This is a genomic window from Enterococcus sp. E5-37 (genome assembly GCF_035726925.1).
Classification (GTDB): Bacteria; Bacillota; Bacilli; order Lactobacillales; family Enterococcaceae; genus Enterococcus_B; species Enterococcus_B faecium.
This window is the reverse complement of sequence record NZ_JAPMLG010000015.1, coordinates 1-25,062: the sequence shown is the minus strand read 5'-3', so window position 1 is coordinate 25,062 and position 25,062 is coordinate 1. Positions and strand designations below refer to the sequence as shown.

The following is a 25,062-nucleotide window of genomic DNA, read 5'->3' as shown; positions in this document are numbered from 1 at the left end:
AAATGGCTCAAATTGGGATTTATGAAAAAGCATTACCCAAAGATATTTCATGGAAAGAACGTTTTTCCCTTGTAAAAGAAATGGACTTCGATTTTATCGAGATGTCGATTGATGAGACGGATGAGCGGTTAGCACGATTAGATTGGTCTGAAGAAAAGATAGCTGAGCTGAGAGAAGAGATGTTCAGCTCCGGTGTACGTATCCATTCGATTTGTTTAAGTGCGCATCGGCGATTTCCGTTTGGTTCTGCTGATCCAGAAAAGAAAAAAGCAGCGAAACAACTAATGAAAAAAGCAATCCATTTGGCGCATAATCTAAGCGTCAAAGTAATCCAAATAGCTGGATACGATGTTTATTATGAAGAGAAATCAATGAATTCCAGAGAAGACTTTATCGAAGGAATAAAAGAAAGCGTAAAGGAAGCTTCTAAATATGGCATCATTCTTTCCGTGGAAATCATGGATGATCCATTTATGAACTCCATTTCAAAATTTTTAGAAATCAAAGAACAGATTCATTCCCCTTTTCTACAAGTATATCCAGACCTAGGCAATTTGTCCGCATGGCCGGAAAATAATCCGGCTCGAGAACTTGAGAAAGGGATCGATTATATCACTGCTATCCACTTAAAAGATACTTACCCTGTAACAAAAGAATATTCAGGAAAGTTTCGAGATGTTCCTTTTGGTAGCGGTTGTGTTGATTTTCTTGGATTATTAAGACATTTGAAACGTCTAGATTATGATGGAACATTTCTGATTGAAATGTGGAGTGAAAAAAGCCAAGACTTTCGAAGAGAAATCCAGCAGGCAAAAGACTACTTAAGTTCTAAATTGAAGGAGGCTGGCTATGATGTCTTGTGAAGAAAAAATTGCAGCAATGAAGCAACGTGTCCTTGAAGCAAATCTGGCATTGCCGCGATACGGATTAGTCAAATTGACTTGGGGCAATGTGAGTGAAGTGGACCGTGAGCTAGGAGTCATCGTCATTAAGCCAAGCGGTGTCAGATATGAATGCATGCAAGCAGATCAAATGGTGGTAACAGATTTGTCGGGAAATATAATAGAAGAAGATAGCTTAAAACCATCTTCAGATCTGCCCACACATGTTGTTTTATATCAAACTTTTGAAGATATAACTGCTATTACTCATACTCATTCCACGCACTCCGTCATGTGGGCGCAAGCAGGACGCGATTTGCCAGCTTATGGCACGACTCATGCTGATGCTTTTTATGGTAAGGTTCCTTGTACACGCCAATTAACGAAAGAAGAAGTAAGAGAAGCTTACGAAGTTCATACAGGGAATGTGATTGTCGAGACGTTTAAGGAAAGAAAATTAGATCCAAACGAAGTCTCTGGAGTACTTGTCTATGGACATGGACCGTTCACATGGGGGGATTCACCTATGAAAGCAGTAGAAAACAGTTTGATCTTAGATGAAATTTGTCTGATGGCCAAAGAAAACGAGCTGATCAACCCCAATATATGTGAAATCCCGCAATATTTACTAGATAAACATTATTTTCGTAAACATGGAAAGTATGCATACTACGGGCAATAGAAATCCTGGATCAAGTGTAGAAACTCCAAAATTAATACTTGTTAAAATGAATTAGAGGTTGTGAAAAAATCTTATCACAACCTTTTTTGTATATCAAAAAAGCTTATATCTTAAAAGAAAAGCTGAATTCTAAGGAATCGAGAGAATTTTTACAGGAGAATTGTAAGAGATAGACTAAATAATCAAAGACTTATATAATTAAATGAAGAAATATTATAAGAAAGGAAGAAAAAAATGAATGTTGATTCCATTATAATCGATGAGATTTCTGAATTATATAAGAGCGTTGGTTGGACGAATTACACAAAAGACACTGCAAGGTTAGCTAGAGCATTTGAACAATCTGAATCTCTGATAAAGCGTAATGGGGAAGGGAAGATTATCGGAATCGTTCGTTGGATCACTGATTTTGCGACGATCGCATTTATTCAAGATATCCTCATTCATCCGAGATATCAGCGCCAAGGAATAGGCAAAGTGCTTTTGAATGAAGCTTTGGAGAAGATCACTAGTTATGGACCAGTCCAAATCGAATTATTGACAGATGATACTGAGAAAACAAAAAAATTTTATGAATCAGTAGGATTTGTTCAAGTAAAGGAAATGGGTGGTATTTCTTATGTCATAGATACTAGAAGGAAAAAGGTGCTTTTTGGTAATGACAAATAACATATAATAACGTACAAAAGAAAAAATTCTAGCTTAGTTCTTTAGAAAAACAAGAGGATAGACTTAGTATCACTCAATCTATCCTCCAATGCTCAGCTATTTTATTTTTTTACTCACCTCTTTATCAAATACAATTTTTTGCAAATTCGAACTAATATAAAAAATGAACACATGTTTTTTTTTTAAAGCAAATGCTATGCGATAATTTTTTTTATTAATTTTAACTTTCATCTCGTATATTCTTTTTGCCGAACGAGTACGCACTGGCTTTATACGAAAAAAATTATGCTCCAAATACTCTGTCACTTTGTGGGAAATTGCTTCTTTATACATGAAATGTTCTTCTTGTGGAAATTGCTTAAGTAGTTCACTGTCAAATTCAACAGTATAATCCATGTTTTATTTCCTTTCTATACTGATACATTATAAAAATAAACAATTTTATAAGTCTCTATATTTCATGATGAATGACAAGTATATTTGATTCATCTTGATATAGCTCTACGAGATCTCCAATTCCAGGATACATATTGAAATAATCATATGGTATACAAACGTTTATTTTTTTTCAATTGTCAACACTGCGTCTTCTTCTTCTAATTCTATAATCTTAGCAATTTGTACGTCGCTTTTCATGTGTGATCTTCCTTTCTATACATTGGATTTACTTTTCGATGATATCTACAACAGCTTTGCCACAAGTCAGTTCTTTTTCTAGCTCGTTCTTTATTTTTATGGCACATGGTTTGGAAAAAGGAGCAGCTTCTTTCCATGAACCAAGTAAAGGATATTCGTTACTGATACCTTTCACATATTGTTTGTTTTTGACGCCATTTGTTTTTACTTCTACATAATACATTTGATCCTCTTCTTTCTTGCTGTTTTTAGTTAATATTCAAATATATGTAAGTGAAAATGATTATGTATCTATATCTTTATGATAAATAAAAAGAATCAATTTGAAAGTTTTTTTCACTCGATATAACTAATTTGAATAATATATATAATAAAAGGCTATTGTTCTTAAAATATAAATAGTATATAAAGAGATTGAAGGTAATGCTCAAATGAACATTACCTTCAATCTTAATGATGCCTATAACTAACGTAATAAAAACCTGAAACAAAAATAGCTCCACCGATGATATTTCCAATATAAACGGGGATAAAATTCGAGAGAAATTCTAACCAAGTCGCTTGACCTTCAAATATGGCAGCAGGTATCACAAAACAGTTGGCCACACTATGCTGGAAACCGATTGCCACAAAAATCATGACTGGAAACCAAATCGTTAGTACTTTGCCGGCCGCATCTTTTGCTCCATATGATAACCATAACGCTAAACCGACAAACCAATTACAACCTATTCCGGAGCCTAATGCTTGCCACCAAGAAACAGCGATTTTATGATCAGCAATATGAATCACTTGGTCGAGATAGACACCTGAATGAGTTAAACCAACAAAGTGTCCAAAGAAATAAGCAACGAAAATTGCACCAATAATATTTGCAAAAGTAATCACTGACCAATTCTTAACCAGCTGTGAGAATGTGACTTTTTTATCCATAAAGGCAATCGCCACAGCCATCATATTTCCGGTGATCAATTCACCACCGCCAAGAAGGATGACCAGCAGGCCGATAGGAAAAACCGAGGCACCAACTAAACTAGTCAAGCTAGCCATAGATTCTGGGATAGAAGCAGAGACTCGTACGTATGCCAAATAACCTAGAGAAATCATGGCTCCTCCGATAAAACCTAAAATCAGTTTAGCTAAGATAGGTTTATGTATTTTTTTCGTTCCAAGATGAATACTGAGTTCCATAATTTCTTCTGGTGTGTGCATAATACTTCGATTCCTACTTTCTTAATGAATTTTCATGTGATAAAATATAGTGAAAAAATTCACATTTTCTTTGTTGATTATATCATCTTATTATTTATATGTGCATATTATTGTAAAATTTTCTATTTAATCACATTTGATTCTAAAGAAGAAACAAAAATAAAAGTCATGTATATGGTGGTCAAAAAGTAAGTAATATCAGTTATTAAATTTCCTGTAAATTTTCTTGAAACTACAGCATATTATTACTTTAAAACAATCTACATTTTTTATAAAAAAGGAAATGAATAACTGAAAAAAATTATTATAGGAGAGAAAAAATGTCAAAATCTAAAAAAAATATCACCATAATTGGTTTAGGCTTAACCGTATATTTATTTACAGAATTTGTTTATAGACATGTGAATTTATTTGCAGAACCTTTATTTGTATTATACGAATCAAATTCCTCAATCGTCAGTGAACTTGCTAATTTAATGATAGCATTGCTGTTTACTCCCGCGTTGAGAGTCATAACTATTTTGGTCTGTTTAGTGCTATTGTTTTTTGTTAATAAAAAGAAATAACGTAGTATTTCAAAAGACAAAGAAGTGGGATGATGATTGCTATAGTATGTTATACGTGGTGCTAGTCAAGTGATAATAAACAAAAAAAGAAACACGCAATAAAGTTTATTTCAAAACTTTATTGCGTGTTTCTTTTTTAGATTTTTTATATCTGTTGCTTTAGTAGTTACCAATAGTTTTCGCTTAATCAATCAAAACGATTTTTTGTTTATTGTATTCTTTACGAACCTTTTCAGGAATTTCTTCTGAAATAAGATAGGTAAGGTCTTCAATTGGCCCGACGATATGATTACTGATGGTGCCGAATTTATCATTAGTTATCATCCCAAGTACTTCAGTAGAAATACGTATCATCTCACGTTTAATGTCGGATTCTTGCATAGTTGGCACGCTCGTTCCAACATCTAGATCTATGTTATAAATACCCATAATATAAAGGTCAGCTCGAATGTTTTGTAGTTGCTTATAAGCTTGTACCCCAATATTGATCATAGATTGTTTATAAAAAGTACCGCCAATATTGATAATTTCCAAATTAGGATGCTGTGCTAATGCTATGGCAATCGGCGGGCTATTGGTAATGATTGTTGCACGAAAATCTTGTGGGATTTCTTTTGCTAAAGCCAAGTTAGTTGTACTTCCATCAATGATGATGACAGATTCTTCTTTTAAAAAAGGGAGGGCTTTATGAGCTAATGCAGTTTTTTGTTCGCTAGCTACAGTTTCTCGGTAGTTAAAATTGGTAATTGGTGGACCAACACGTAAAGCGCCGCTGTGTACTCTTTTTAAGAGACCTTGGCTATCCAAATCTTTCAAATCTCGTCGAATCGTGTCTTCGGATACATTGAAACGTTGACTTAAATCACTAGCGATAACTTTTTGTTCTGCGTTTAATAAATCTAGAATTTTTTGATGACGTTCTAATTTCAACATGTTGCGTGCTCCTTCTTATTTATTCTTGTTTATCATGTCATTTATGCGTTTTTATGTCAATAATTTCCGTTTTTAATACACTAAAACGGCATAAACAAGCAAAAACAAAATATTTTTATGCAGTTTTATGTTTACTAGTATTTGTTAAGCGGTTACAATGAGGGAGTAATTAAAGGAGGGAATGTATGGAGAAAAAAATTATTTTGTCGCCTTCACTTATGTGTGGGGATCTAGCAAATTTGGAAGGAAGCATCCAAGAACTAGAAAGTATTGGGATGGATTCCTTGCATATTGACGTGATTGACGGTTCTTTTAGTCCCAGTATGCCTTTAGGGATCGAAACAATCAAAAGAATTAGAGAAATCACTTCAATGAATTTTGATGTACACATCATGGCTAAGGATAACGATTTTTTTATTGGAGAAATGTTGAAAATTGGCGTAGAGAGCATTACTTTTCATTATGAAACAAGCCTCCATATTGATCGATATATCCAGCTCATCAAGAATTCTGGAACAAAAGTAGGGATAGCTTTGAATCCAGCAACTCCGTTAAATGTATTACAATATATTTTACCCGAGATTGATAGGATTTGTTTGATGCTGATTAATCCAGGTTTTGCAACAAACAAGTCAGAAAAACAAATTTCTTACGCGCTAAAAAAAATTACAGATCTTTGCCAGTTAGTAAATGAGAAAGAGTTAGCAGTAGATATCCAAGTGGATGGACGGGTATCGTTAGAAATGATCCCGGGATTATTAGATGCAGGCGCAACAAATCTGGTATTAGGAAGTACAAGTTTGTTTCTTAAAGGAAATACATTAGCAGAAAATCAAAAACTACTTTATCAAGCGATGAAGCAATCAGTTAGGAAAAATCAATAGATGTAGTGGTCCTGAATAATAGAAATGGAGGGGAAATAGTTGAGTTATAAGGCGGCGAAACAAAATATTGTAAGAGAAATTACTGAAACATTAGACCGTATTTCTTCAAAAGATGTGGAACAATTGATAAAGAAAATTGAAAAAGCGGAACGAGTTTTTTTCGTGGGGGTTGGCAGAGTACTGTTAGCGCTAGAAGGAATGGCAAAACGCTTAGGGCATCTAGGAATTCAGACAGTAGTCGTAGGACAAATCACTGAACCGGCAATTACAGATAAAGATTTATTGATTGTTGGTTCTGGTAGTGGGGAAAGTGCTTTCCCACTAACTATTGCAAAAAAAGCAAAGGAATTTGGGTCCCAAGTTGCCCATATAGGATCAAACCCAGATAGCACAATGAAAGAATATTCAGATCTTTTTATTCGTATACCCGTACAAACAAAATTAGCGTTACCAGAGGAAATTTCTTCTATACAGCCAATGACTAGTCTGTTTGAACAAAGTGTTCTTTTGTTAGGAGATAGTATTGCTTTAGTGATGATAGAAGAAAAAGCAATTGATATGTCAAAGTTGTGGCAATACCATGCTAACTTAGAGTAGGTGAAAAATGAAAGCGGTACATTTTGGAGCAGGGAACATCGGCAGAGGGCTTATTGGACAAATTCTACATCAGAATGGATTCGATCTATGTTTTATTGATACGAATCCTGAACTGATCCATCAATTAAATCAAGATAAGGGTTATACTATCGAAATTATTGATGAAATGAACAGGAGTGATTTCATTGATCATGTTGTGGCACTGAATAGTTTATCCGAGCTAGAAGAGGTGATTACAGCAACAAAAAATGCAGATATCTTAACAACATCTGTTGGCGCAATAAATTTAGTAAAAATTGCACCGATCATTGCGCAAGCCTTAAGTAAGCGATTTGAACAAAAGCATAGCATCAATATCGTAGCTAATGAAAATGTGATAAATGCAAGTGATGTGTTGAAAAAAGAAATTTATTCTTTGCTGTCAGAAAAAGAACAAGAGAATTTTGATGAATATGCATATTTTGTGAATACGGCAATCGATCGACAATCTTTAGGAAAAGTTCTTGGAGGAAAAATGATCTCTGTTGTCGAACCTTATTATGAATGGATAATGGATCGACAGCAGTTAGATCCAACTACATCTTTTGATATGAAAAATGTAAATTTGGTTGATGATATGGAGCCTTACATTGAGCGAAAGCTTTATATCGTTAATGCTGCTCATGCGGCAGTAGCTTATTTAGGCGCACTGAAAGGATATAAGACAATTCAAGAAGCAATCCAAAATATGGAGATTTTCAATCTAGTCAAGCAATTTTTAATGGAGAATATAGAGTACTTTGTACAAAAATATCATTTTTCTAGAGAAGAATTAACATCTTTTGTGGAAAAAACATTAAACCGTCATGGGAATCAGAAACTCTCCGATGAAATTACTCGTGTAGGAAGTTCCCCTATTCGAAAATTAGGCCCTAATGATCGTTTAATTGCTCCCATAGTAAAACTAGATTCATATCATTTACCTTACGATGCAGGAATAAAAGTAATTGCTGCGGGATATCATTATCGGAATCTTGCTGATCCAGAAGCTGAACAACTACGTCGAATGATTGTAAATGATGGGTTGAAAGCAACGATTAAAAAGATTTCTCGTTTGGAAGGTAAGCTGCTGAATGAAGTTGTCGCTGCTTATGAGTCCCAGATTTAGAGGAGGAGAATATGCTAAAAGAACAATTGTCAGGAAATACAATGTTTATGGATGCGATCGATTCATGGCAAGAGGCAATCCGAGTAAGTGCGCGTCCTTTGATAGGAAAGGGAATAATAGAGGAAAGCTATGTACAAGCGATGATACAAAACGTGTTGGATAACGGAAATTATATTATATTACTGCCACTAGTAGCAATGCCTCATGCGCGTCCAGAATTTGGGAGCAAAGGGGTCGGGATGAGCTTTTTATGTTTAGATAAGCCAGTCATGTTCCCAAGTGAAGAACCAGTAAAATTCTTCTTTACCTTTTCTTCTGATTCGCCAAAGGGACATTTAGACTTAATGGCCAATCTTGGAGAATTGCTGAGTGATGAAAAAATGTATCAAAAATTATTCGATGTGAAGACAGAAAAAGCATTGTTAGATTTGATAAAGAAGTAAAGGAGAGAAGAAAATGGAGGTAGCAAACAAAAAAAAACGAGTCTCCATGCGAGCTAAAGTTCAAGCGATTGGCGGTTTCTTAACAAATATGGTATTGCCAAATATAGGCGCATTTATTGCATGGGGAATTGTTACTGCATTATTCATTCCAACTGGGTGGTTCCCAAATGAATCTCTGAATGAACTCGTAAGTCCGACAGTCAGCTATCTATTGCCCTTACTACTTGCCTATACTGGTGGTCGGATGGTTGGTGGTACACGTGGAGCTGTTTTAGGTACAATCGGAACAATAGGTTTGATTATTGGTGCTGACATACCAATGTTCATGGGAGCAATGATTATGGGGCCACTTGGTGGGTGGATGATGAAAAAAACAGATGATTTTTTAGATGGGAAAGTTCCTGCTGGTTTTGAAATGGTCGTCAATAATTTTTCTATAGGAATTATTGGTTTCATACTGATGTGCCTTTCTTATCTGGTAGTTGGACCAATAATCCAATCAGCTAATCAATTTGTAACGAGTGCAATTGAAGCATTAGTTTCAACTGGTTTTTTACCGATACTGTCCTTAATCAACGAACCGGCAAAAGTCTTATTTTTAAATAATGTTATTGACCAAGGTGTTTATTATCCATTAGGTATGCAACAAACATTAGAGGCAGGCAGATCAATTTATTTCATGGTAGCATCAAATCCTGGCCCTGGCTTAGGACTATTGTTAGCTTATTCTTTATTTGGTAAAAAGGCAGCAAAACAGACAGCACCAGGTGCAATCATCATCCATTTTTTCGGCGGAATACATGAGATTTATTTTCCATATGTATTAATGAAACCACTCACTATATTATCTATGATTGCTGGTGGAATGACAGGAATCATCACTTTTGAATTATTTGATGCGGGCCTGGTAGCAGGTCCAAGTCTAGGTTCTATTTTTTCTTATTTAGCTCTAACGCCTCGAGGAAATTTTTTGGGTGTCATGGCGGGAGTGGTCACAGCAACACTGGTTTCCTTTTTTGTAACATCAGTAATTTTAAAAGCAGATAAATCAACAGATGAAGACAGAAATTTTGAACTATCAGTTCAAAAATCGAAAACGATGAAATCAGAAGGAAGAAAATTATTAAAAGAAGAAAATGCTAGAGAAATATGTACCGAGAAAAAAGAGATGAATAAAATTTCCTTTGCTTGTGATGCAGGAATGGGAAGCAGCGCAATGGGCGCAACAATATTCAAGAAAAAATTGCAAAAAGCAGGTATTACTGATATTGAGATAAAAAATTATCGAATTGAAGAGGTACCAGAAGATAGTGATTTGGTGATCGTACATCAAGATTTGGAGGAACGGACTAGAAAAGCACATCCCAACATGAAAATTGTGACATTAAAGAATTATTTGCAAGATCCAGTAATCAATGGATTAGCAGAAGAAATCATTGGATTAAAAACAGAAGACTAATTTATGGGAATTTTTGATTAACCTTTATTAAAATTATTTTGCCTAATATAAAAAGGTTGTGACATGGCTTGTGTCGCAACCTTTTTTTGTCGCACAAATAATTAATCGGATATTTTATGTTCATATTTTTTGTGATCAACGAGAACTGATGGGGCAAAGATACATTTTAGATACTTTTAACTGTTAATTTACAAAACAAGGTGAAACGAATAGAAAAATGAAAAAATCGATACGGAAGAATATGTTTGATTAAAACATGCATGAAGATAAGGAGGGTGATGATACATGAAAAAAATATATTCAAAGGAAATTGATTGTTTTAGAGGCATTGCTGTTTTAGCAGTGATATTTTATCATTTGCCAAATAGTATGCTGCCAGGCGGATTGCAAGGAGTAACGATCTTTTTTGTGGTTTCTGGTTTTTTAATGGCTAAAAATACGATAAGAGATGAAAAAAACAGACAATTCAGTTTTTTACATTTTTACTATAAGCGTATCAAACGTATCTATCCATTTTTACTGTTTTCTTTGGTCGTATTCATTTTCATACTAGGGATTAGCAACATTCGATTGATTGGAAATATTCGTAGTGAGCTACCCAGTTTGATTTTTGGCTATAACAATTGGTGGCAGCTGAATCAAGGAGTATCTTATTTTGACTCTTACTTTAATGCTTCTTTATTTAAACATTATTGGTCGCTTTCAGTTGAACTACAATTCTATTTGATATGGCCATTTTTGTTTATTGTCATTAAGCGTATGAGAAGAAAACAAGTGTTTTACTTAATCTATACATTGATTTTTGTTTCTATTCTTTTTAGTTTGTTTTTACCTTCAACTAAGGCATATTATCATACGATAGCTAAACTTTTTCCATTTTTATTAGGAGTTTGGGGGTATTTTAATCGAATAACTATTGGCCGTTTCTTTGAACAAAACACTTTTAGTAAAATCTGGCTTTTATTACTAGCTAGTCTTTGTCTGATTCTGTTCCCGATTTTTCCTTATACACTAAATGAACTACTGATCAGTATTTGTTTTGCTCTATTGTTAGCCAGTATCCATGATATGAACATTGCAAAAAAGACCAAAATCGCTAGTACAAAACTTTCTTTTGTAGGAAAAATCAGTTATGAACTTTATTTGGTGCATTTCCCAGTATTGATTGCTCTGACAAATCTATTCAAACATCATCATTGGAAATATTTGGATATCGCAGGTCTATTCACTGTATTTTTATGTACATTACTCATGATTACTTGCTTTAGAAAAGGAGTGCAGAAGATGAGATCACCCAAAATTTGGACAGCTATGGCACTAATGATAATCGGAGTTTCTGTACTGGTATTACGTGCTCCTGAAAATCGACTGACCGCTGACCAAAATCAGTTGCAAAGTTTATTAAAAGAAAACTCTAGTAAAGCAAATGCAGGAGAAAATCTGTTGTCACAAGAGAAGAAAATATTATTTATCGGTGATTCTGTTATGCTGGGGGCGTATCAGGAACTGAAAGAGACATTTAAAAAAGAAGCATTGGTAGATGCAAAAGAATCAAGACAAATCACTGCGTTACCAGAAATCTTAAAGGAGCATAAAGATTTAGTTTCTTACCAACAAATAGTGATCGGGTTAGGAACCAATGGTGTGATAACAGATGAAGCTATAGAACAAACAATGTCTTTGCTGAAAGATAAAAAAGTATACTGGGTAAATATAAAAGCTCCAACTGGCTGGCAAGATACGATAAATGCCACATTAGCTACATTGCCAAATCAGTATTCTAATATAACGATGATCGATTGGTATAGTGAGAGCAAAAACCATCCTGAATTTTTTTATGATGATGAAACCCATTTGAATGAAAGTGGACGTACAGCTTATGCAAAGTATATTGCTTCAGTTATTCAATAAGGTAGTGATTACGTGTGTTAACCTTACTTTTTCTTAATAGGTGAATCAATTTAAATAAAAAATACTTCATATGATAAACGGTGTTTAAGAGGAGGAGCTTTTTAATATTCGTGGTAAAAAAGAGATGGGCGAGGTCGTTAACTGAGAGCTTCTTGGAAAGAAATCGCTTTGGATTTATCCTCTTTGTTATACAGAACATGAGCGAGACGACAATACTAGGATGTATGTTCTGATCGAAGTTTTATGGTTACAAGCAGCAATCAGCTTAGATAAAATTAAGGATCGTAGGAACCAAGTAAAGAAGGCTGTTAGTAAAGAAACAAACGATCAAGCATGTTTTATTCTTAAGAAGATGCAGTGAATAAATAATAGTAATATAATGCTAGAAGGGACTGTGACAAAAGACGTGTCACAGTCTTTTTTGTTATTTTAATTATCGTCCAGTCTTTTTTTATAAATGATTGCTTAAGCATTAAATATTAAAAAATATAGAGTTCAAAATTACTGCACAAATTAGGTGAAAAATTTGAACAACAAAAAGTGTATTTTTATACTATAATAGCTTTTGAATTTAGTTACTCTATTCAAAAGTTATGCTATGGGCAAGAAAAAGAATAAATAGAGGTGAGAAAATGAATAGTTTCAAGAAAAAATTTGTGAGTAGATTTTTAAATATGAAAAATTTTTTGAAAAAAAGGGAGATTATGATGCATATAATTATGTATTAAATCTAGAAAAGCAAACATATTATACACTACGTAAAAACGATGATAATGACTTTTGGACTATGTTACCTAAAATGCTTTCGATTGACTCTAAGCTTTCCCTTTTAGAGGAATTTATTAATTTAGACATTGAAGAATTTTGCGGGGGAAAAGAGTTAATTAATATGGTAGAGAGTGATTATCATACCTATTATAAAGAAAGTTGTGGATATAAAGTGGATGAGCAATGTCCACAATCAATTATTTTTTACATTGAGTAATATGAACTATTAAGCAGGAAAGCAACTAGAAGCTACTGGTTTAGTATTTACAAATATAAACTATATTGCTAACAATTATTTTCTAGAAGGAATAAAAGAACTAAGAATCAAGACGTTATCTTGATTCTTAGTTCTTTTAACATGGAAAAGATGGATAATGCACTGTTAATTCATGATGCATCATCAGAAAAGTTGGAAGGAGAAGATAGAAATCATTAAATGATTTCTACAGATGGTAAATGAAAAAACAAAATATTAGCAAAAATTTGCCTAAATAGATAGTAACACTTTCTAAATTAAATACAAGCGCATTCATAAAATGTTTATACAAATATCTATGTGAGAAAAATTGGATATGTTCACGATAAATAGGAATTAAAATAACGAATTTACGTTTGTTTTTATTTAACAATCAAATTATCTTAATGCAGGAATAAAAAATTAAATTACATATTGTTAATCATTTACATCTCCGTTAATAACTCAAAATGAAAAGATGTTTTTATTTTTATTCTATATTTCAGAAAAAAATTAAACTAGATTATAATAATTCTTCATGTAAAAATAAAAACAATTACAGCTATAATGTTTAAGATAAAACAATTATGAAATCGATATCCGTTTATATACTTATCATAAGCTAGAAGCAAATAACTAGCCTATGTATGTAAGTGAGATTATATTTATTAAAAGGCTTCTTTTGTTCGATCAGTTATAGTCGAACGAGAGAAGTTTATTCTTTGATTAAAATAAACAAAAGTAACTTATTGAGGTGAAATGATGCAAACTTTTTTAACTAAAACATCTTTCAAAAAAGTAGTTTTATTAGATTATTTGTTAGAAAAAGACAATTGGTGTGCAATGGAAGAACTTAGAAATTTACTTAATGTTACGGAGAAGTCAGTCTTACACTATATAGAAGAACTAGAGGATTTATTTAAGCAATATAATGGTAATATCCTTCTGAAAAATGAAGATAATAAACGCTTTTTCATAAAAAAAGAGAAAGATTTTCCTATTTATAATATTTATCTTCATTTTTATAAAGCTTCTTATAATTATCATTTGATTGATTTTATGTATAAATATCCTAGAAGTGTTCTAAAAGATTTCGCTAAAGAACAATTTACTAGTATATCTACTGTTTTTAGGTATGCAAAGCTATTAACTCCCTATTTTCAACGGTATCATATAACATTTCATCCCTTTCAGTTAGAATTGGATGCATCAGAGGCAAATATCCGCAGCTTTTTTTATTATTTCTATTGGAACTCTACACGAGAAAGTAGTGATAAATGGCCATTTCATATCGAACAAAAGGAAATAGAAAAGTATATAGTTGCTTTTGAAGGGATTTATGATATTACGTTAACTGTTTTTCAAAAACGTGTATTTTCTTTTTGGTTAGCCATTAATATAGAAAGAAGTTCATTTAGAAAAGTACGAGTAGATAATGAATATAAATCAGTTATCTCAGATGATCCGCATTTTAATCTTTTGAAGAAGTGGTCAAAACAAATCAATCTTTCTTTTAACAGCGATGAACTGTGTTTCCTTTATCGAATAATTTATTCTTTTGGAGTAATTGATGGAAATGCAATATATGAAAATAGTCATGCATATGCACATCAGCGACAAAATACTTGTTCTTATCGAGCAGTTGAGAATTTGGAGAAAGTTTTACAAAGCATGTTCCGTTTTTCTTTAGATATAAAGGAGCCAGAACTCATATTCAATTTTATTGCATTTCATGAAAGAAGTTATCTATTTTATGGTAATCCAGATCTTTTTTTTAATCGTTCGTATATCGAAGAAATGAAAGAAGAAGAACCTCGAACTTATCACATAATGGAAAAACTCAAAAAAGAATTACAAGCAAATGCGGATTTGGACGTATCAAAGAAATTAGAAAACTGGGCACAATTATTTTTGGATTATTATTATGTGTTAGATTATTATGATTTATTTTTAACAAATGTTAAACCGATTAAGATTTTAATACAAGATGATTTACACCATACGCATCGGTTATGGTTAATGAATAAAATTAATCTGTATTTTGGGCATTCTTATGTTTTTGCTTTTTATGATTACAGGACAAATATAACTGAAGTAGATTTGGTTATTTCTAATTACTACATCAACACTGGAAAAACGCCATTACTATTAATGAAAAATATACCTACCGAAAGAAACTGGCGTTTGTTCGAGAAAACGATTTATCAATTGAAAAAAGAAAAAGAGGTTGTGAAATCAGCGTTTTGTCCTGAGTATTAGAGAAACAAACGGAAAAATAGTTTTTCATATTTTGTCGTTTTTTGAGCTAATACCGAGGAGTTGGCAAGAGAACACTGTTTATTCGGAAAAAGGGACTGTGACACTACATGTCACAGTCCCTTTTTGATTGAATTATCTCATTTGTTTTCTAATTTTTTCTTTATTTGGGAAAATAGTTGAACTAGATAAAAAGTACTGGACGTGTCAAAATTATTTTGGATCAAATTAGATCTATTATTATTTAGGAGGAATTATAAAATGAAGAAAACAATGATCACAACTGCTGCGTTAGGTTTGTTAGCAGTAACTGCTTCAGGAATTATTGCATCAGCAGATACAGTGCCAGCAGAACCCAACAAAAAAAGTATTACGAACAAAACAGACGTTACTTTGACGGAAGGATCTGGAACAGATGTCACACCAGTTGTGCCAGATGATACGCACGATGATGATCCAAGTACAGGAGACGTTGGTTCTTTATCGATTCCATTTGCATCTAATATCACATTTGGTAAACAAGAAATCCAACAGGGAGATACGGATTACTATGCATTGAATAAAAAACCGCATGTACAAGTAAACGATACTCGTGGCGGAGCAAAAGGCTGGACATTGGGAGTTACCATTTCTCCATTTATTGGAAAAAATGGGAAAAAATTAACTGGAGCGAAGATGTCTTTGACAAATGGTCAAGTAGTAACTAAAGACAATACTTCTGAAGCTCCTAAATTAGCCAATCAAACATTTGATTTAAATGAAGCTTATCAAGACGTAATGCTTGCTAAAGAAGGACAGGGAGCTGGAGCTTTTGCTGCAGTTTTTGAAGGAGAAGATGGACATAATGAAAGCGTGAAGCTTCATGTACCACGAGCTGGAGTAGAAGCACAAAGCTATACAGCTGATTTGACTTGGGTGTTGTCTGATGCTCCAGCATAATGTTCAAAAAGGGTGGGGAAGAAGCTTTCCCCTCTTTTTTGTTGGTATAGTATTCTTTGCTTTATTCTATTTGTCTACAAACATATTCGCAGATTCAAACAAGGTATCTTTTGATGCACAAGCCATTTTACCAGATAACCAGCAGTCAGAAGCAAGTTATTATGATCTAAAGGTGACACCTGGCGCCACACAAGATTTATCACTAAAATTGAAAAACACTACTGCCAAACAAATAAAAGTAGTGGTAGAGGCCAATAATGCTTGTACTAATAAAAATGGAGCAATCGATTATTCTAACCATGAGGCTAAGTTATTGGGAAAACCTGTATTCCAAGATTTAATTTCTAAATCACAGACGATCACATTGAAACCTTCTGAGGAACGTGATGTGACCTTTCAATTGAAAATCCCAGAGAAAGGTTTTGAAGGAACCATTTTAGGAGGATTTTATTGCTATGAAGATACAAAAGGAAAAGAAGAAAAAAATGAAGGTTTTAGTCTAAAGAATAAGTTTGCATATACAATCGGTGTAAAGCTGGTTTGTTCAGATAAAAAAGTGGAACCAGGATTTGCTTTAACGAAGGCTAAACCCGGGTTAGAGAATGGCTATTTGACTCTTTTTGCCAATTTAGAAAATTCAGAGCCTGTACTTAAAAGCAAAATGGATCTACATGCAGTTATCAAGAAAAAAGGGGAAAAAGAAGCGTTACATGAATTCAACCAAAAAGTGTCTTTTGCACCACGCACACAATTTCAGATTCCTTTTAATTTGAATAATGAGCCACTGAAAAAAGGAACCTATGAATTAAGTATTCAGTTAAAGGATGATTCAGGTAAAAAATGGACACTCTATAAAGAATTCGTAATCAAAGGAGAGGACGAAACGCTCAACAAAGATGCAGTGGAAGTAAATAAAGAAAATAATGATCATTCTTTATTCTATATTCTTTTAGTTCTTTGTTTGATTATTATCATCAGTTTAATTGGGTATATTACTAAGTTACGACGAAAAAATCCATAAAAGTATTTGAATCATTTTTTAAGATTGTGAAGTGGGGGAACGATCTTAAAAAATGTGTGAATAATTCATATATATAATAGATGATTTGGATAACTTTCTATAAAAATGATTGTATAAAAGATGTAGAAAGGAGACAAAAATGAAAAAAATTTTAACAATTATTTGTCTGGGATTGCTGATTGGGGCAGCAATCCCAGTGTCTGCATCAGCTGATGATCAAACAACTAGTAGAGTAGGAATTACTTTTTACCAGTCTACTAATAAGGTAGTACCTATGAAAAAAATAGTTGTACCTGATAAGCTAGATCAGATTGCGCCAAAAGAATATAACCAATTGTTACCTAAAACAAATGATAAACAAAACTTTTTTAGCAGTCTAATAGGTATAAGTTTAGTATTAAGTGTTGCGTTATTTTACTATTTAAAAAAACAAATGGTGATGAGGAGAAAAAATGAAAAATAGTAAAAGTTTAACATTGTTGTTACTTATTTTTAGTGGACTACTATTTTTAACATCTAAAAAGGTAGAAGCTGCGCCACGTCCTTTAACTCAGTTAGGATACTTTCACTGGGCAAATCAGGCTAAAACGCCAGCTAATAATACGTTTATCATGCATCATGGGCAACAAACTGAGGTGATACCACTCTCTGGGAACGTCCGTGGTGAAATTCTAACAGTGGATAGAAATACTAACGTAAGTAGTTGCCTAGTTAAAAATGTAGGATATTATCATGGTGAACAGATTAATTTAAAAGTTACTATAGAAAGAAATAAGGGGAATTTAGCTGGGGGGTCTATCTACTTCTCGAAAGGTTATTTTCTAGGTATTGATATTGATGGTGAAATGATGGTAACCTATGAATTTTTAAATCAGAACAATACGCCAGTAACAGTAGAAACAGCTTTTAATTATTACGGATTAAATCCTAATAAGTATATCGGTTTTCTATCTCCAAGTACTTTGATCAAGGGATTGTATGCTAATAATCCTACTCATATTTTGTACGACGTTTGGGATGGTGGAACAGACGATTATTGGGTATATTTTAAAAATATAACGAGAGGGATTCCGCGGCGTGATCCTAGACAAAATCTAGAACTAACTACCAATCCTATTAATAAAGTGAAATTTATTGTCCACAATAATGATGCCACCACTTCATCGTTAGGTTATGTCACTGACTTCTTAGCTGAACCAGAGTTTCCTGTAGCTTACGGAGTAGATTCTTCATTTGAGAAAGCAAATCAGGACATTTATTTAAGCACACAGCAAACGATTCCTAATATAGAAAAATGGGAAAAAAATAAATCGATGGAGTTATGTTTTAATTTACAAAAAATTTATTCTACCCATCAATATTCTTTTAAGGAAGCAAAAGTAACTAATCTCAATGGTGATGATTTAACAGACTTGTTTAAAATAAGCAATGAACCAAACGGCAATGTCGCTTTAGTGATAAACAATTTAAATGACAAACGTTTATATGACACGGTACTGCTATATGATATTAAACTAAACTGGAAAGGAATGGATTATCCTGTAGACATCGGTCTGCTTAAAGATGAAAAGTTACCATTATCATTCGACATAAAGACATTGCTCAATGATCAACCACTAGGAGAACAATCAGGGAAAAGTTCTGTAAATTACAAAGGTAAAATAATCATTCCTTTTCTTGATGAGAAAGATAATATCTTACAATCGCCTTCAGTCAAAGAGGGAATTATCACAACTCCATATGATGTTTCAAAAGATTATCCTGAAATAAAAGATTATTATCCTATAAAAAATGAGAAGGAAGATGTAGGGGTTTATTTACCAGATGAACAGACGATTGTTCATAGGTATAAGAAAGGCGAGCCAATACAATTTGAATTACTAGATAAAGAAGATCCCTTATACGTATCTCGCTTCACTAAAGATAGAGAAATTACGTTTAATTTTTCACATAAAGCTAACGAAAAGATTTATTTGATGGCTAAATGTGGGAAAGAAGAAATAACTTTGGAAAAATACTCTGAAGCGGCTGAAACAGTAAAGAATCGTACTTTCCATTTTAAAGCACCAGAAAAATGGTTGGGTCAACAAGTCTCATTTTATTTAAAAGATGAAGAAGGCCGTGTTTCTCAAGAGGAAGTAAGAACGATTCAAACAGAACCAAGTCCCCAACTCACACTTCCTGAAGATATTAATTTTGGGGTGAAAGAAATACCATCCATGAATACTGTTTCTTCGCTAGAAGAAGGAAATATTTTTAAAGTAGAAGACAATAGCAAATTAGATAAGAGCTTATGGACCATTAAACTGTCTGAAGAAACCCCATTAATGAATAGCCAAGGTAACAAACTTAATGACCGATTGTCTTTTACTACGTATGAAGGAAAAGAAGTTCATCTAAATTCTACGGAACAAATTATTTGGCAAGATAGCGGGAATGCAAAAGTCGATCTATCTGATAAACTGCATTTGAAACTACAGCCTTCGGATAATGTAGGCATCTACAGTGGTATATTAAAATGGAATTTTGAAGATGCGCCAAATTAAAATAAGGGTGGGCTGGATGAGGAAAAACGGAGGGAAAACATGTGGCATTTACTAAAAAAAGAATTTTTATTAGGTATATCTATTGTTTTTATGCTGACACTTATCTGTGTTATGGAACCAATAATAGTATGTTCTGAAGATATCCAGCCCGACTCTTCTATTTCAGATTCCTCCTTTCCAACTAAGAAAGGTAAAGAACAAGTAGTAAATTCTGATAATAACCAGAATGAAATATCAGATTCCAATAATAACAAAACAATAAGCGGCTCTAAAGAGGAGACTGATCCAACTTCAGAGTCTATTAATAAAGTAGAAGGAAAACAAAACTCTGAAAAATCGGATAGTCGTGAATCTATGCCTTCAGACGATAGCGAGAGTATTAAAGATTCAAAAGAAAATTCTAGTGTGAAAGTAAGTAATTATAAAGAATTCAAAGATGCTTTGTTGAATAAAAATATTCATACGATTTATTTGGATAAAGATATTAAGATACTTGAGTCGTTTAACTTTTCTAGTAATAAGGACATTTACGGAAATGGTCATATTATTGACATGAATTTTCAAAGCATTGGCATAGCTTTAAAAAATGCTAATTGTAAAATCAGCGATATTAAATTAACCAATCAACCTATTTATCCTTTATTTTGGTCAGAATATCCTGGTGTCACAGTAGATTATACTAATGTTTCTTCAACAGGTTATCAGTTTATTTATCTAAGTGCTGGAACAGCTAATTTAGAGGGAGAAATAGAGGCTACGGCAACTGCGGAAGAAGTATTTCAGGGAAAGCACATAAACATAAACAAGCAAGCAAACGTTTATTTTAATGACACTTCTGGCACTAATGCTATCTATACAGGAGACGGAATCAATATAGAAGAAGGTTCAAATTTAATCATGAATGCTACGGGACTAGGTTTGTACATGTATAAGCCTAATGGAGCCATCAACATTGCTGGCAATGTGCAAATAAGTTCCCAAACTAATTCTGCTATTAGAAGTGATGCTACTGGTGGAGAAATGAATTTACAAGAAGGAGCTACGCTAAAGGCATATTCAAAAGGTACAGATGAAGAAGCTATTCTGCTATGTAATGGTAGCATCGTGGTAAAAAAACAAGCTAATTTGGAAGTTACTTCTGAAGGGTATCAATCAACGGTACAAACAGGGAATAAGCTAGAGTTATTAAAGGGTTCTAATTTCTTGATTTCTAACAGGAAAGGAAACGCTTTAGGCGCTTGGACGCAAAAAACTTCAGTAAGTCTCTCTTCTTCTAAAGGAATAGATACTTGGAAGGTAGGTAGTTCTTTATCGGAAGATCCTGATAAAACCTATAAAGGCCCTTTGACGGCTTCATTTATTTTAGATACGTACGTGCCTGCTCAGCATACTACAAACGTGATATCTAACAACATAGATTTTCAAAAAAGTTTTGATTCGGGGGATGTCGGGACGATAGCTGGAGGAGACTATGTGAAAAGAAAAGAGATAGCTCCAACTACTATAGAAGAACTGACAAATGAAAGTACTGAGGTTAAGGGTACGGCAGAACCGAATGCACATATAGAAGCAAAGATTAATAATCGCTTAATAACTAGTGGAAAAGTTGACGGTAATGGGATTTATCAATTATCTATCCCTAGACAAAAAGCAGGTACAGTAATAGATGTAGTGGCTAGTATAGATGGGTTATATTCCGAAAATAGTACAGTTGTAAAATATGTGGGACCTTCTATTTCAATTCCTAATGCTATTAATTTCGGGAAACAAGAGATTCCTCCTGTCGACAAATTGATTACTGCCAGTGACTCACAAAGTATAGATATAACAGATAACAGTTTACTTAAAGATAGTACATGGAAGCTATCAGTGAAAGAGGATCAGCGATTAATAAATGAAAAAAAAGAGCAGCTTTTTAATCGTATACTCTTTAATAAGGGAAATAAAAAAATAACTATTAATGATCAAGACCAAATAGTTGCTGAAGGAAAAGGTAATAAGGAATTTAGTTTAGATAAACACATGTATCTATCTTTACATCCTTCAGATAAAATTGGCATGTATGAAGGGGAACTAACGTGGACATTTATTGTCGCACCAAGTTAAAAAATATAAAGTAACATCTTTTTTACTTTCTTATTCATTTTAATCCTAAGCCTAATAATATAGATTTTTAAATAAAATATTTATATAAGAAAAATAAGTTTTGGGAGGTATTTGATATATAATAAAGGAAAAGGAGGAGAGTATGACATATTATTTAGAAAACAAGGTTATTGGAAAGTACTTTCGATCAGCTACTAATCAATTTTTAGGAATTGTTCGTATCTATGGTACTTATACAGAATACCGTGTAATAGAAGGGGTCCCTGAAAAAGATGCTATGCTAGAAATCATAGATGTTCAGTCCGGTGTGCTTCTTACAAGAGTGAATAATAGTTTATTTGAAAATGGAAGAGGGTATATAGAATGTTGGTTGTGAAAATAATCGTTGGAGTAATTGTTGCAGCTTTTCTTATATGGTTATTGACTAGTACGGCAGTCGTTGTACGTCAAGGGGAAGTAAAAGTAGTAGAAAGTTTTGGGAAATATGTGAAAATTCTGGAACCAGGATTACATTTTCTTATTCCAGTACTATATACTGTTCGAGAAAGAGTATCGCTAAAACAGATTCCTTTAGAAATAGAACCTCAAAGTGCTATTACAAAAGATAATGTAATGGTTGAGATTGACGAAGCTATCAAATATCATGTTACAGATGTACGAGCATTTGTTTATGATAATGAAAATTCCGTAGTATCAATGATCCAAGATGCGCAATCGAATTTGCGTGGAATTATCGGGAAAATGGAGCTAAATGAAGTATTGAATGGTACTGAAGAAATTAACGCCTCTTTGTTTGCTTCAATTAAAGATATTACTTCTGGCTATGGTTTGGCAATCGATCGAATTAATATTGGGGAAATAAAAGTATCTAAAGAAATTGTTGAATCAATGAACAAATTGATAACAGCTTCAAGAGACAAAGAATCAATGATTACTCGTGCAGAAGGTGAGAAATCATCTGCGGTACTTAATGCTGAAGCTAATGCATCTAAAATGACCATTGATGCACAAGCAAGGGCACAACAAACCCAAATTGACGCAGAAGCAAGAGCAAAGCGTATTCGTATTGACGCAGAGGCAGAAGCTGATCGTATTGAAAAAATTACTGAAGCAGAGAAAAAAAGAATAATAATCTTAAATGAAGCAATCAAAAATAGTCAACTCGATGAGATATCCTTATCTTATTTAGGAATAGAAGCATTTAAAGAGGTAGTTTCTAGTCAAACAAATACAATTATATTACCTTCTAACATGACGGAATTAGGCAATATCCCTGTAGCAAAACAGTTATGGGAGAAACAAATAAAAGAAAATTAATTATGAATTGCATTTATATTTTAAAATAGTATAAACCTTTATCTTACTTACATTGTTACTGAAAAGGTTAGTGATACGTAACCTTGGATTTCATAGTTAGAGAAAATTCACTATCCTGTTTTATATTGTCAAAAAGTAATAGATACAATTCTCCCTCTCAAAAGTTAGTTTAACTATTAACTTAGGAGGGAGAATTTTTGCAATATAATACTTTTTGGATTTTTCGATCAACATTTCCTATCGTTATCAAATTGATACTAACCTTAATTTCATAGATTACTTTTTGAGAAAATATTTCGCTCCAATTGTAATGGCTTATTAAAGATATCTCTTTTGCGCCATATCAATATAACTAGTATGATTAAAACAAATAAAGAAACAATTATACTCATATAATCAATTGAGCTATGATAGATAGTTTGGAAAAGTATACCTTCGCTATCTTGAGTAGAATTAGCCAAACCAAAAAAGTCAGACATAAAAAAGTTATAGGCTCCATGAGAGGCTGCGGCTACCCAGGTGTTAGAAAATAGAATTCTTAGTAAAGCCCAAACCATACCGATCAAAAAATAATCTAATAACTCTAGAGTGAATCCTCCAGTATTGCTAAGATGCATTAACATAAAAAATAAACTACTTACTATAACTCCCCATAAAAGATTAGTTTTTTTAGCAATTCCACCTAATACGAAACCTCGGCTAATTACTTCTTCTTGTGATCCTTGTGCTAGATAAAACACTATGCTTATTAGTAATTTAGTCCAAGAAGATTTCGAAAAAACCTCTTGAAAATCAGCACCACCGACTAGGACATAGCCAGCTACAATAAAAGTAATTATAAAAGCTCCAGTAAGGTACCCAAAGAAAAAGTTTTTAAAAAAATTCTTTTTGGAGAAACCTAGTATACGTATATCTTTATAAATTATTTTAGTTAGAAGGATAAAAAGGAAACTAATCATCAAAAAAAAGAATACATCCATTATTAGGCTAACAAATAGATTTCCTTGTAAATTTGGAAATAACTGTTCATAAAAAATGGACTCTAAATAGCTTGAAATAAACAAACCAAAAAAAGCAATAAAAAAACTCAGAACGGGGGGACTAAAACATCAATTGTTTTTTTAATAATCCTCATAAAATAAATCTCCTTTTTTACTTTATTCTAATGGAACACACTTATTTAGTAAAGAAATCCCTCTAATATATGATTTATAGTTAAAAAACATATATAAAAAGACTAAGTATAATGATAATTTAATAAATTTATTTTACCTTTCATAAATATAGGTACATTTTTATAATGTTTTAGGATCGCTAAATAGAAGATTTGGCCGACCATAGAATTTGTGTATGTTAGTAGTATTTGACATAAATACTATCACTTGAGAAACTTGGTTTAAACCTGTAATTAGTTGTTTTTTAATGAAAAATCACTTTTTCTCCGTCCATAGTAATCTTCGAAAGCAAAATGATTAAAGTACATCCTTAAAAATTAAGTGAAAGCTGATTACTTTCAGAGCAGGTGACTAAGGCAGATAAATAAAGACCGTTTATAAAGTAAATAAAGAAGAAAAATGATAGTACGAAATCATTATGAAAAGCTGTCTCAACAACCGCTAAGAGAATATTTTTTATTTAAAGACGCCGTTTGTATAATTAAGCGAGACAAATAAAAAAGCCATTTATGTTACACTCAAATTGTAATACCCGCTAAAGCATACAAGGAGAGTGAACATAAATGACTTATACCCATCTTACACCAAACGAGCTTGTAATGATAGAAGCATATTTTCATCAAGAAACTCCGGTTGCTATCGTTGCGAAGCAGCTTAAACGTGGACGCCAAACAATTTA

The 25,062-nt window shown here is 32.9% G+C and carries 23 protein-coding genes and 2 pseudogenes; 20 read left to right on the top strand and 5 right to left on the bottom strand.

Features of this window, described 5'->3' with window-relative positions:
• Positions 1–2 precede the first annotated feature (2 nt).
• The 3 genes from OS138_RS11225 to OS138_RS11215 all read left to right on the top strand — a co-directional run bounded on the left by OS138_RS11225 (position 3) and on the right by OS138_RS11215 (position 2,232).
• Positions 3–863 (top strand): L-ribulose-5-phosphate 3-epimerase, encoded by an 861-nt coding sequence (locus OS138_RS11225; RefSeq protein ID WP_325070126.1) that lies wholly within the window; start codon positions 3–5, stop codon positions 861–863.
• Positions 853–1,563, top strand: coding sequence for an L-ribulose-5-phosphate 4-epimerase (locus OS138_RS11220; protein WP_325070131.1), 711 nt, complete (start codon positions 853–855; stop codon positions 1,561–1,563). The genes OS138_RS11225 and OS138_RS11220 overlap by 11 nt, the downstream gene beginning before the upstream one ends.
• Before the next feature lie 234 nt (positions 1,564–1,797).
• Positions 1,798–2,232 (top strand): GNAT family N-acetyltransferase, encoded by a 435-nt coding sequence (locus OS138_RS11215; RefSeq protein ID WP_002318955.1) that lies wholly within the window; start codon positions 1,798–1,800, stop codon positions 2,230–2,232.
• A 96-nt stretch (positions 2,233–2,328) separates the two neighbouring features.
• Here the strand turns inward: OS138_RS11215 and OS138_RS11210 are convergent, their stop codons facing one another.
• From OS138_RS11210 to OS138_RS11200, 3 genes are all read right to left on the bottom strand, one after another.
• The gene (locus OS138_RS11210; protein WP_325070125.1) at positions 2,329–2,628 is read right to left on the bottom strand and encodes a hypothetical protein; all 300 of its coding nucleotides are present in this window, start codon (positions 2,626–2,628) and stop codon (positions 2,329–2,331) included.
• Between the two features lie 268 nt (positions 2,629–2,896).
• Entirely contained in the window at positions 2,897–3,091 is a 195-nt protein-coding gene (locus OS138_RS11205) for a hypothetical protein (protein WP_325070124.1), read from the bottom strand.
• 227 nt (positions 3,092–3,318) lie between these two features.
• Entirely contained in the window at positions 3,319–4,080 is a 762-nt protein-coding gene (locus tag OS138_RS11200; RefSeq protein ID WP_087625688.1) for a formate/nitrite transporter family protein, read from the bottom strand.
• Positions 4,081–4,400: 320 nt separating this feature from the next.
• Between OS138_RS11200 and OS138_RS11195 the strand changes: the two genes are divergently transcribed.
• Positions 4,401–4,646 (top strand): hypothetical protein, encoded by a 246-nt coding sequence (locus OS138_RS11195; protein ID WP_002307018.1) that lies wholly within the window; start codon positions 4,401–4,403, stop codon positions 4,644–4,646.
• A gap of 183 nt (positions 4,647–4,829) precedes the next feature.
• On the opposite strand, the gene OS138_RS11190 is transcribed toward OS138_RS11195, so the two are convergent.
• On the bottom strand, positions 4,830–5,579 hold the full coding sequence (locus tag OS138_RS11190; protein WP_002307017.1) for a DeoR/GlpR family DNA-binding transcription regulator: 750 nt from the start codon (positions 5,577–5,579) through the stop codon (positions 4,830–4,832).
• Between the two features lie 185 nt (positions 5,580–5,764).
• On the opposite strand from OS138_RS11190, the gene OS138_RS11185 reads away from it, so the two are divergent.
• From OS138_RS11185 to OS138_RS11115, 15 genes and pseudogenes are all read left to right on the top strand, one after another.
• On the top strand, positions 5,765–6,463 hold the full coding sequence (locus tag OS138_RS11185; RefSeq protein ID WP_325070123.1) for a ribulose-phosphate 3-epimerase: 699 nt from the start codon (positions 5,765–5,767) through the stop codon (positions 6,461–6,463).
• Between the two features lie 39 nt (positions 6,464–6,502).
• Positions 6,503–7,060 carry a 6-phospho-3-hexuloisomerase gene (hxlB, locus tag OS138_RS11180; RefSeq protein ID WP_002307014.1) on the top strand — a complete coding sequence of 186 codons (558 nt, stop codon included), beginning with the start codon at positions 6,503–6,505 and terminating at the stop codon, positions 7,058–7,060.
• A gap of 7 nt (positions 7,061–7,067) precedes the next feature.
• Positions 7,068–8,207, top strand: a complete 1,140-nt coding sequence (locus tag OS138_RS11175) for a mannitol-1-phosphate 5-dehydrogenase (protein ID WP_002330245.1) — start codon at positions 7,068–7,070, stop codon at positions 8,205–8,207.
• A gap of 11 nt (positions 8,208–8,218) precedes the next feature.
• Complete coding sequence (locus OS138_RS11170) at positions 8,219–8,650, top strand: PTS sugar transporter subunit IIA (protein WP_002307011.1); 432 nt, start codon at positions 8,219–8,221, stop codon at positions 8,648–8,650.
• Between the two features lie 13 nt (positions 8,651–8,663).
• The gene (locus OS138_RS11165; RefSeq protein ID WP_325070122.1) at positions 8,664–10,109 is read left to right on the top strand and encodes a PTS mannitol transporter subunit IICB; all 1,446 of its coding nucleotides are present in this window, start codon (positions 8,664–8,666) and stop codon (positions 10,107–10,109) included.
• A 285-nt stretch (positions 10,110–10,394) separates the two neighbouring features.
• Positions 10,395–12,020 carry an acyltransferase family protein gene (locus OS138_RS11160; protein ID WP_325070121.1) on the top strand — a complete coding sequence of 542 codons (1,626 nt, stop codon included), beginning with the start codon at positions 10,395–10,397 and terminating at the stop codon, positions 12,018–12,020.
• A 632-nt stretch (positions 12,021–12,652) separates the two neighbouring features.
• Positions 12,653–13,005: pseudogene (locus OS138_RS11155) on the top strand (DUF7006 family protein).
• A 780-nt stretch (positions 13,006–13,785) separates the two neighbouring features.
• Entirely contained in the window at positions 13,786–15,282 is a 1,497-nt protein-coding gene (locus tag OS138_RS11150) for a helix-turn-helix domain-containing protein (RefSeq protein WP_325070120.1), read from the top strand.
• Positions 15,283–15,540: 258 nt separating this feature from the next.
• Positions 15,541–16,218, top strand: a complete 678-nt coding sequence (locus OS138_RS11145; RefSeq protein ID WP_325070119.1) for a WxL domain-containing protein — start codon at positions 15,541–15,543, stop codon at positions 16,216–16,218.
• Positions 16,205–17,239: a DUF916 and DUF3324 domain-containing protein gene (locus OS138_RS11140; protein WP_010728423.1), complete on the top strand. Its 1,035-nt coding sequence runs from the start codon at positions 16,205–16,207 to the stop codon at positions 17,237–17,239. The genes OS138_RS11145 and OS138_RS11140 overlap by 14 nt, the downstream gene beginning before the upstream one ends.
• A 139-nt stretch (positions 17,240–17,378) precedes the next feature.
• Positions 17,379–17,702, top strand: coding sequence for an LPXTG cell wall anchor domain-containing protein (locus tag OS138_RS11135; protein ID WP_113808955.1), 324 nt, complete (start codon positions 17,379–17,381; stop codon positions 17,700–17,702).
• Complete coding sequence (locus OS138_RS11130) at positions 17,692–19,785, top strand: hypothetical protein (RefSeq protein WP_325070118.1); 2,094 nt, start codon at positions 17,692–17,694, stop codon at positions 19,783–19,785. Before OS138_RS11135 ends, OS138_RS11130 begins: the two co-directional genes overlap by 11 nt.
• A gap of 39 nt (positions 19,786–19,824) precedes the next feature.
• Positions 19,825–21,891 carry a pectate lyase-like adhesive domain-containing protein gene (locus OS138_RS11125; protein WP_325070117.1) on the top strand — a complete coding sequence of 689 codons (2,067 nt, stop codon included), beginning with the start codon at positions 19,825–19,827 and terminating at the stop codon, positions 21,889–21,891.
• A 142-nt stretch (positions 21,892–22,033) separates the two neighbouring features.
• Positions 22,034–22,267, top strand: a complete 234-nt coding sequence (locus OS138_RS11120; RefSeq protein WP_002299851.1) for a hypothetical protein — start codon at positions 22,034–22,036, stop codon at positions 22,265–22,267.
• A complete protein-coding gene (locus OS138_RS11115; protein ID WP_002299849.1) occupies positions 22,255–23,208 on the top strand; it encodes an SPFH domain-containing protein in 954 nt (317 codons plus the stop codon). The genes OS138_RS11120 and OS138_RS11115 overlap by 13 nt, the downstream gene beginning before the upstream one ends.
• Before the next feature lie 269 nt (positions 23,209–23,477).
• On the opposite strand, the gene OS138_RS11110 is transcribed toward OS138_RS11115, so the two are convergent.
• Complete coding sequence (locus OS138_RS11110; protein WP_325070130.1) at positions 23,478–24,167, bottom strand: CPBP family intramembrane glutamic endopeptidase; 690 nt, start codon at positions 24,165–24,167, stop codon at positions 23,478–23,480.
• A 779-nt stretch (positions 24,168–24,946) separates the two neighbouring features.
• On the opposite strand from OS138_RS11110, the pseudogene OS138_RS11105 reads away from it, so the two are divergent.
• A pseudogene (locus OS138_RS11105) lies at positions 24,947–25,062 on the top strand (IS30 family transposase); the annotation flags it as partial.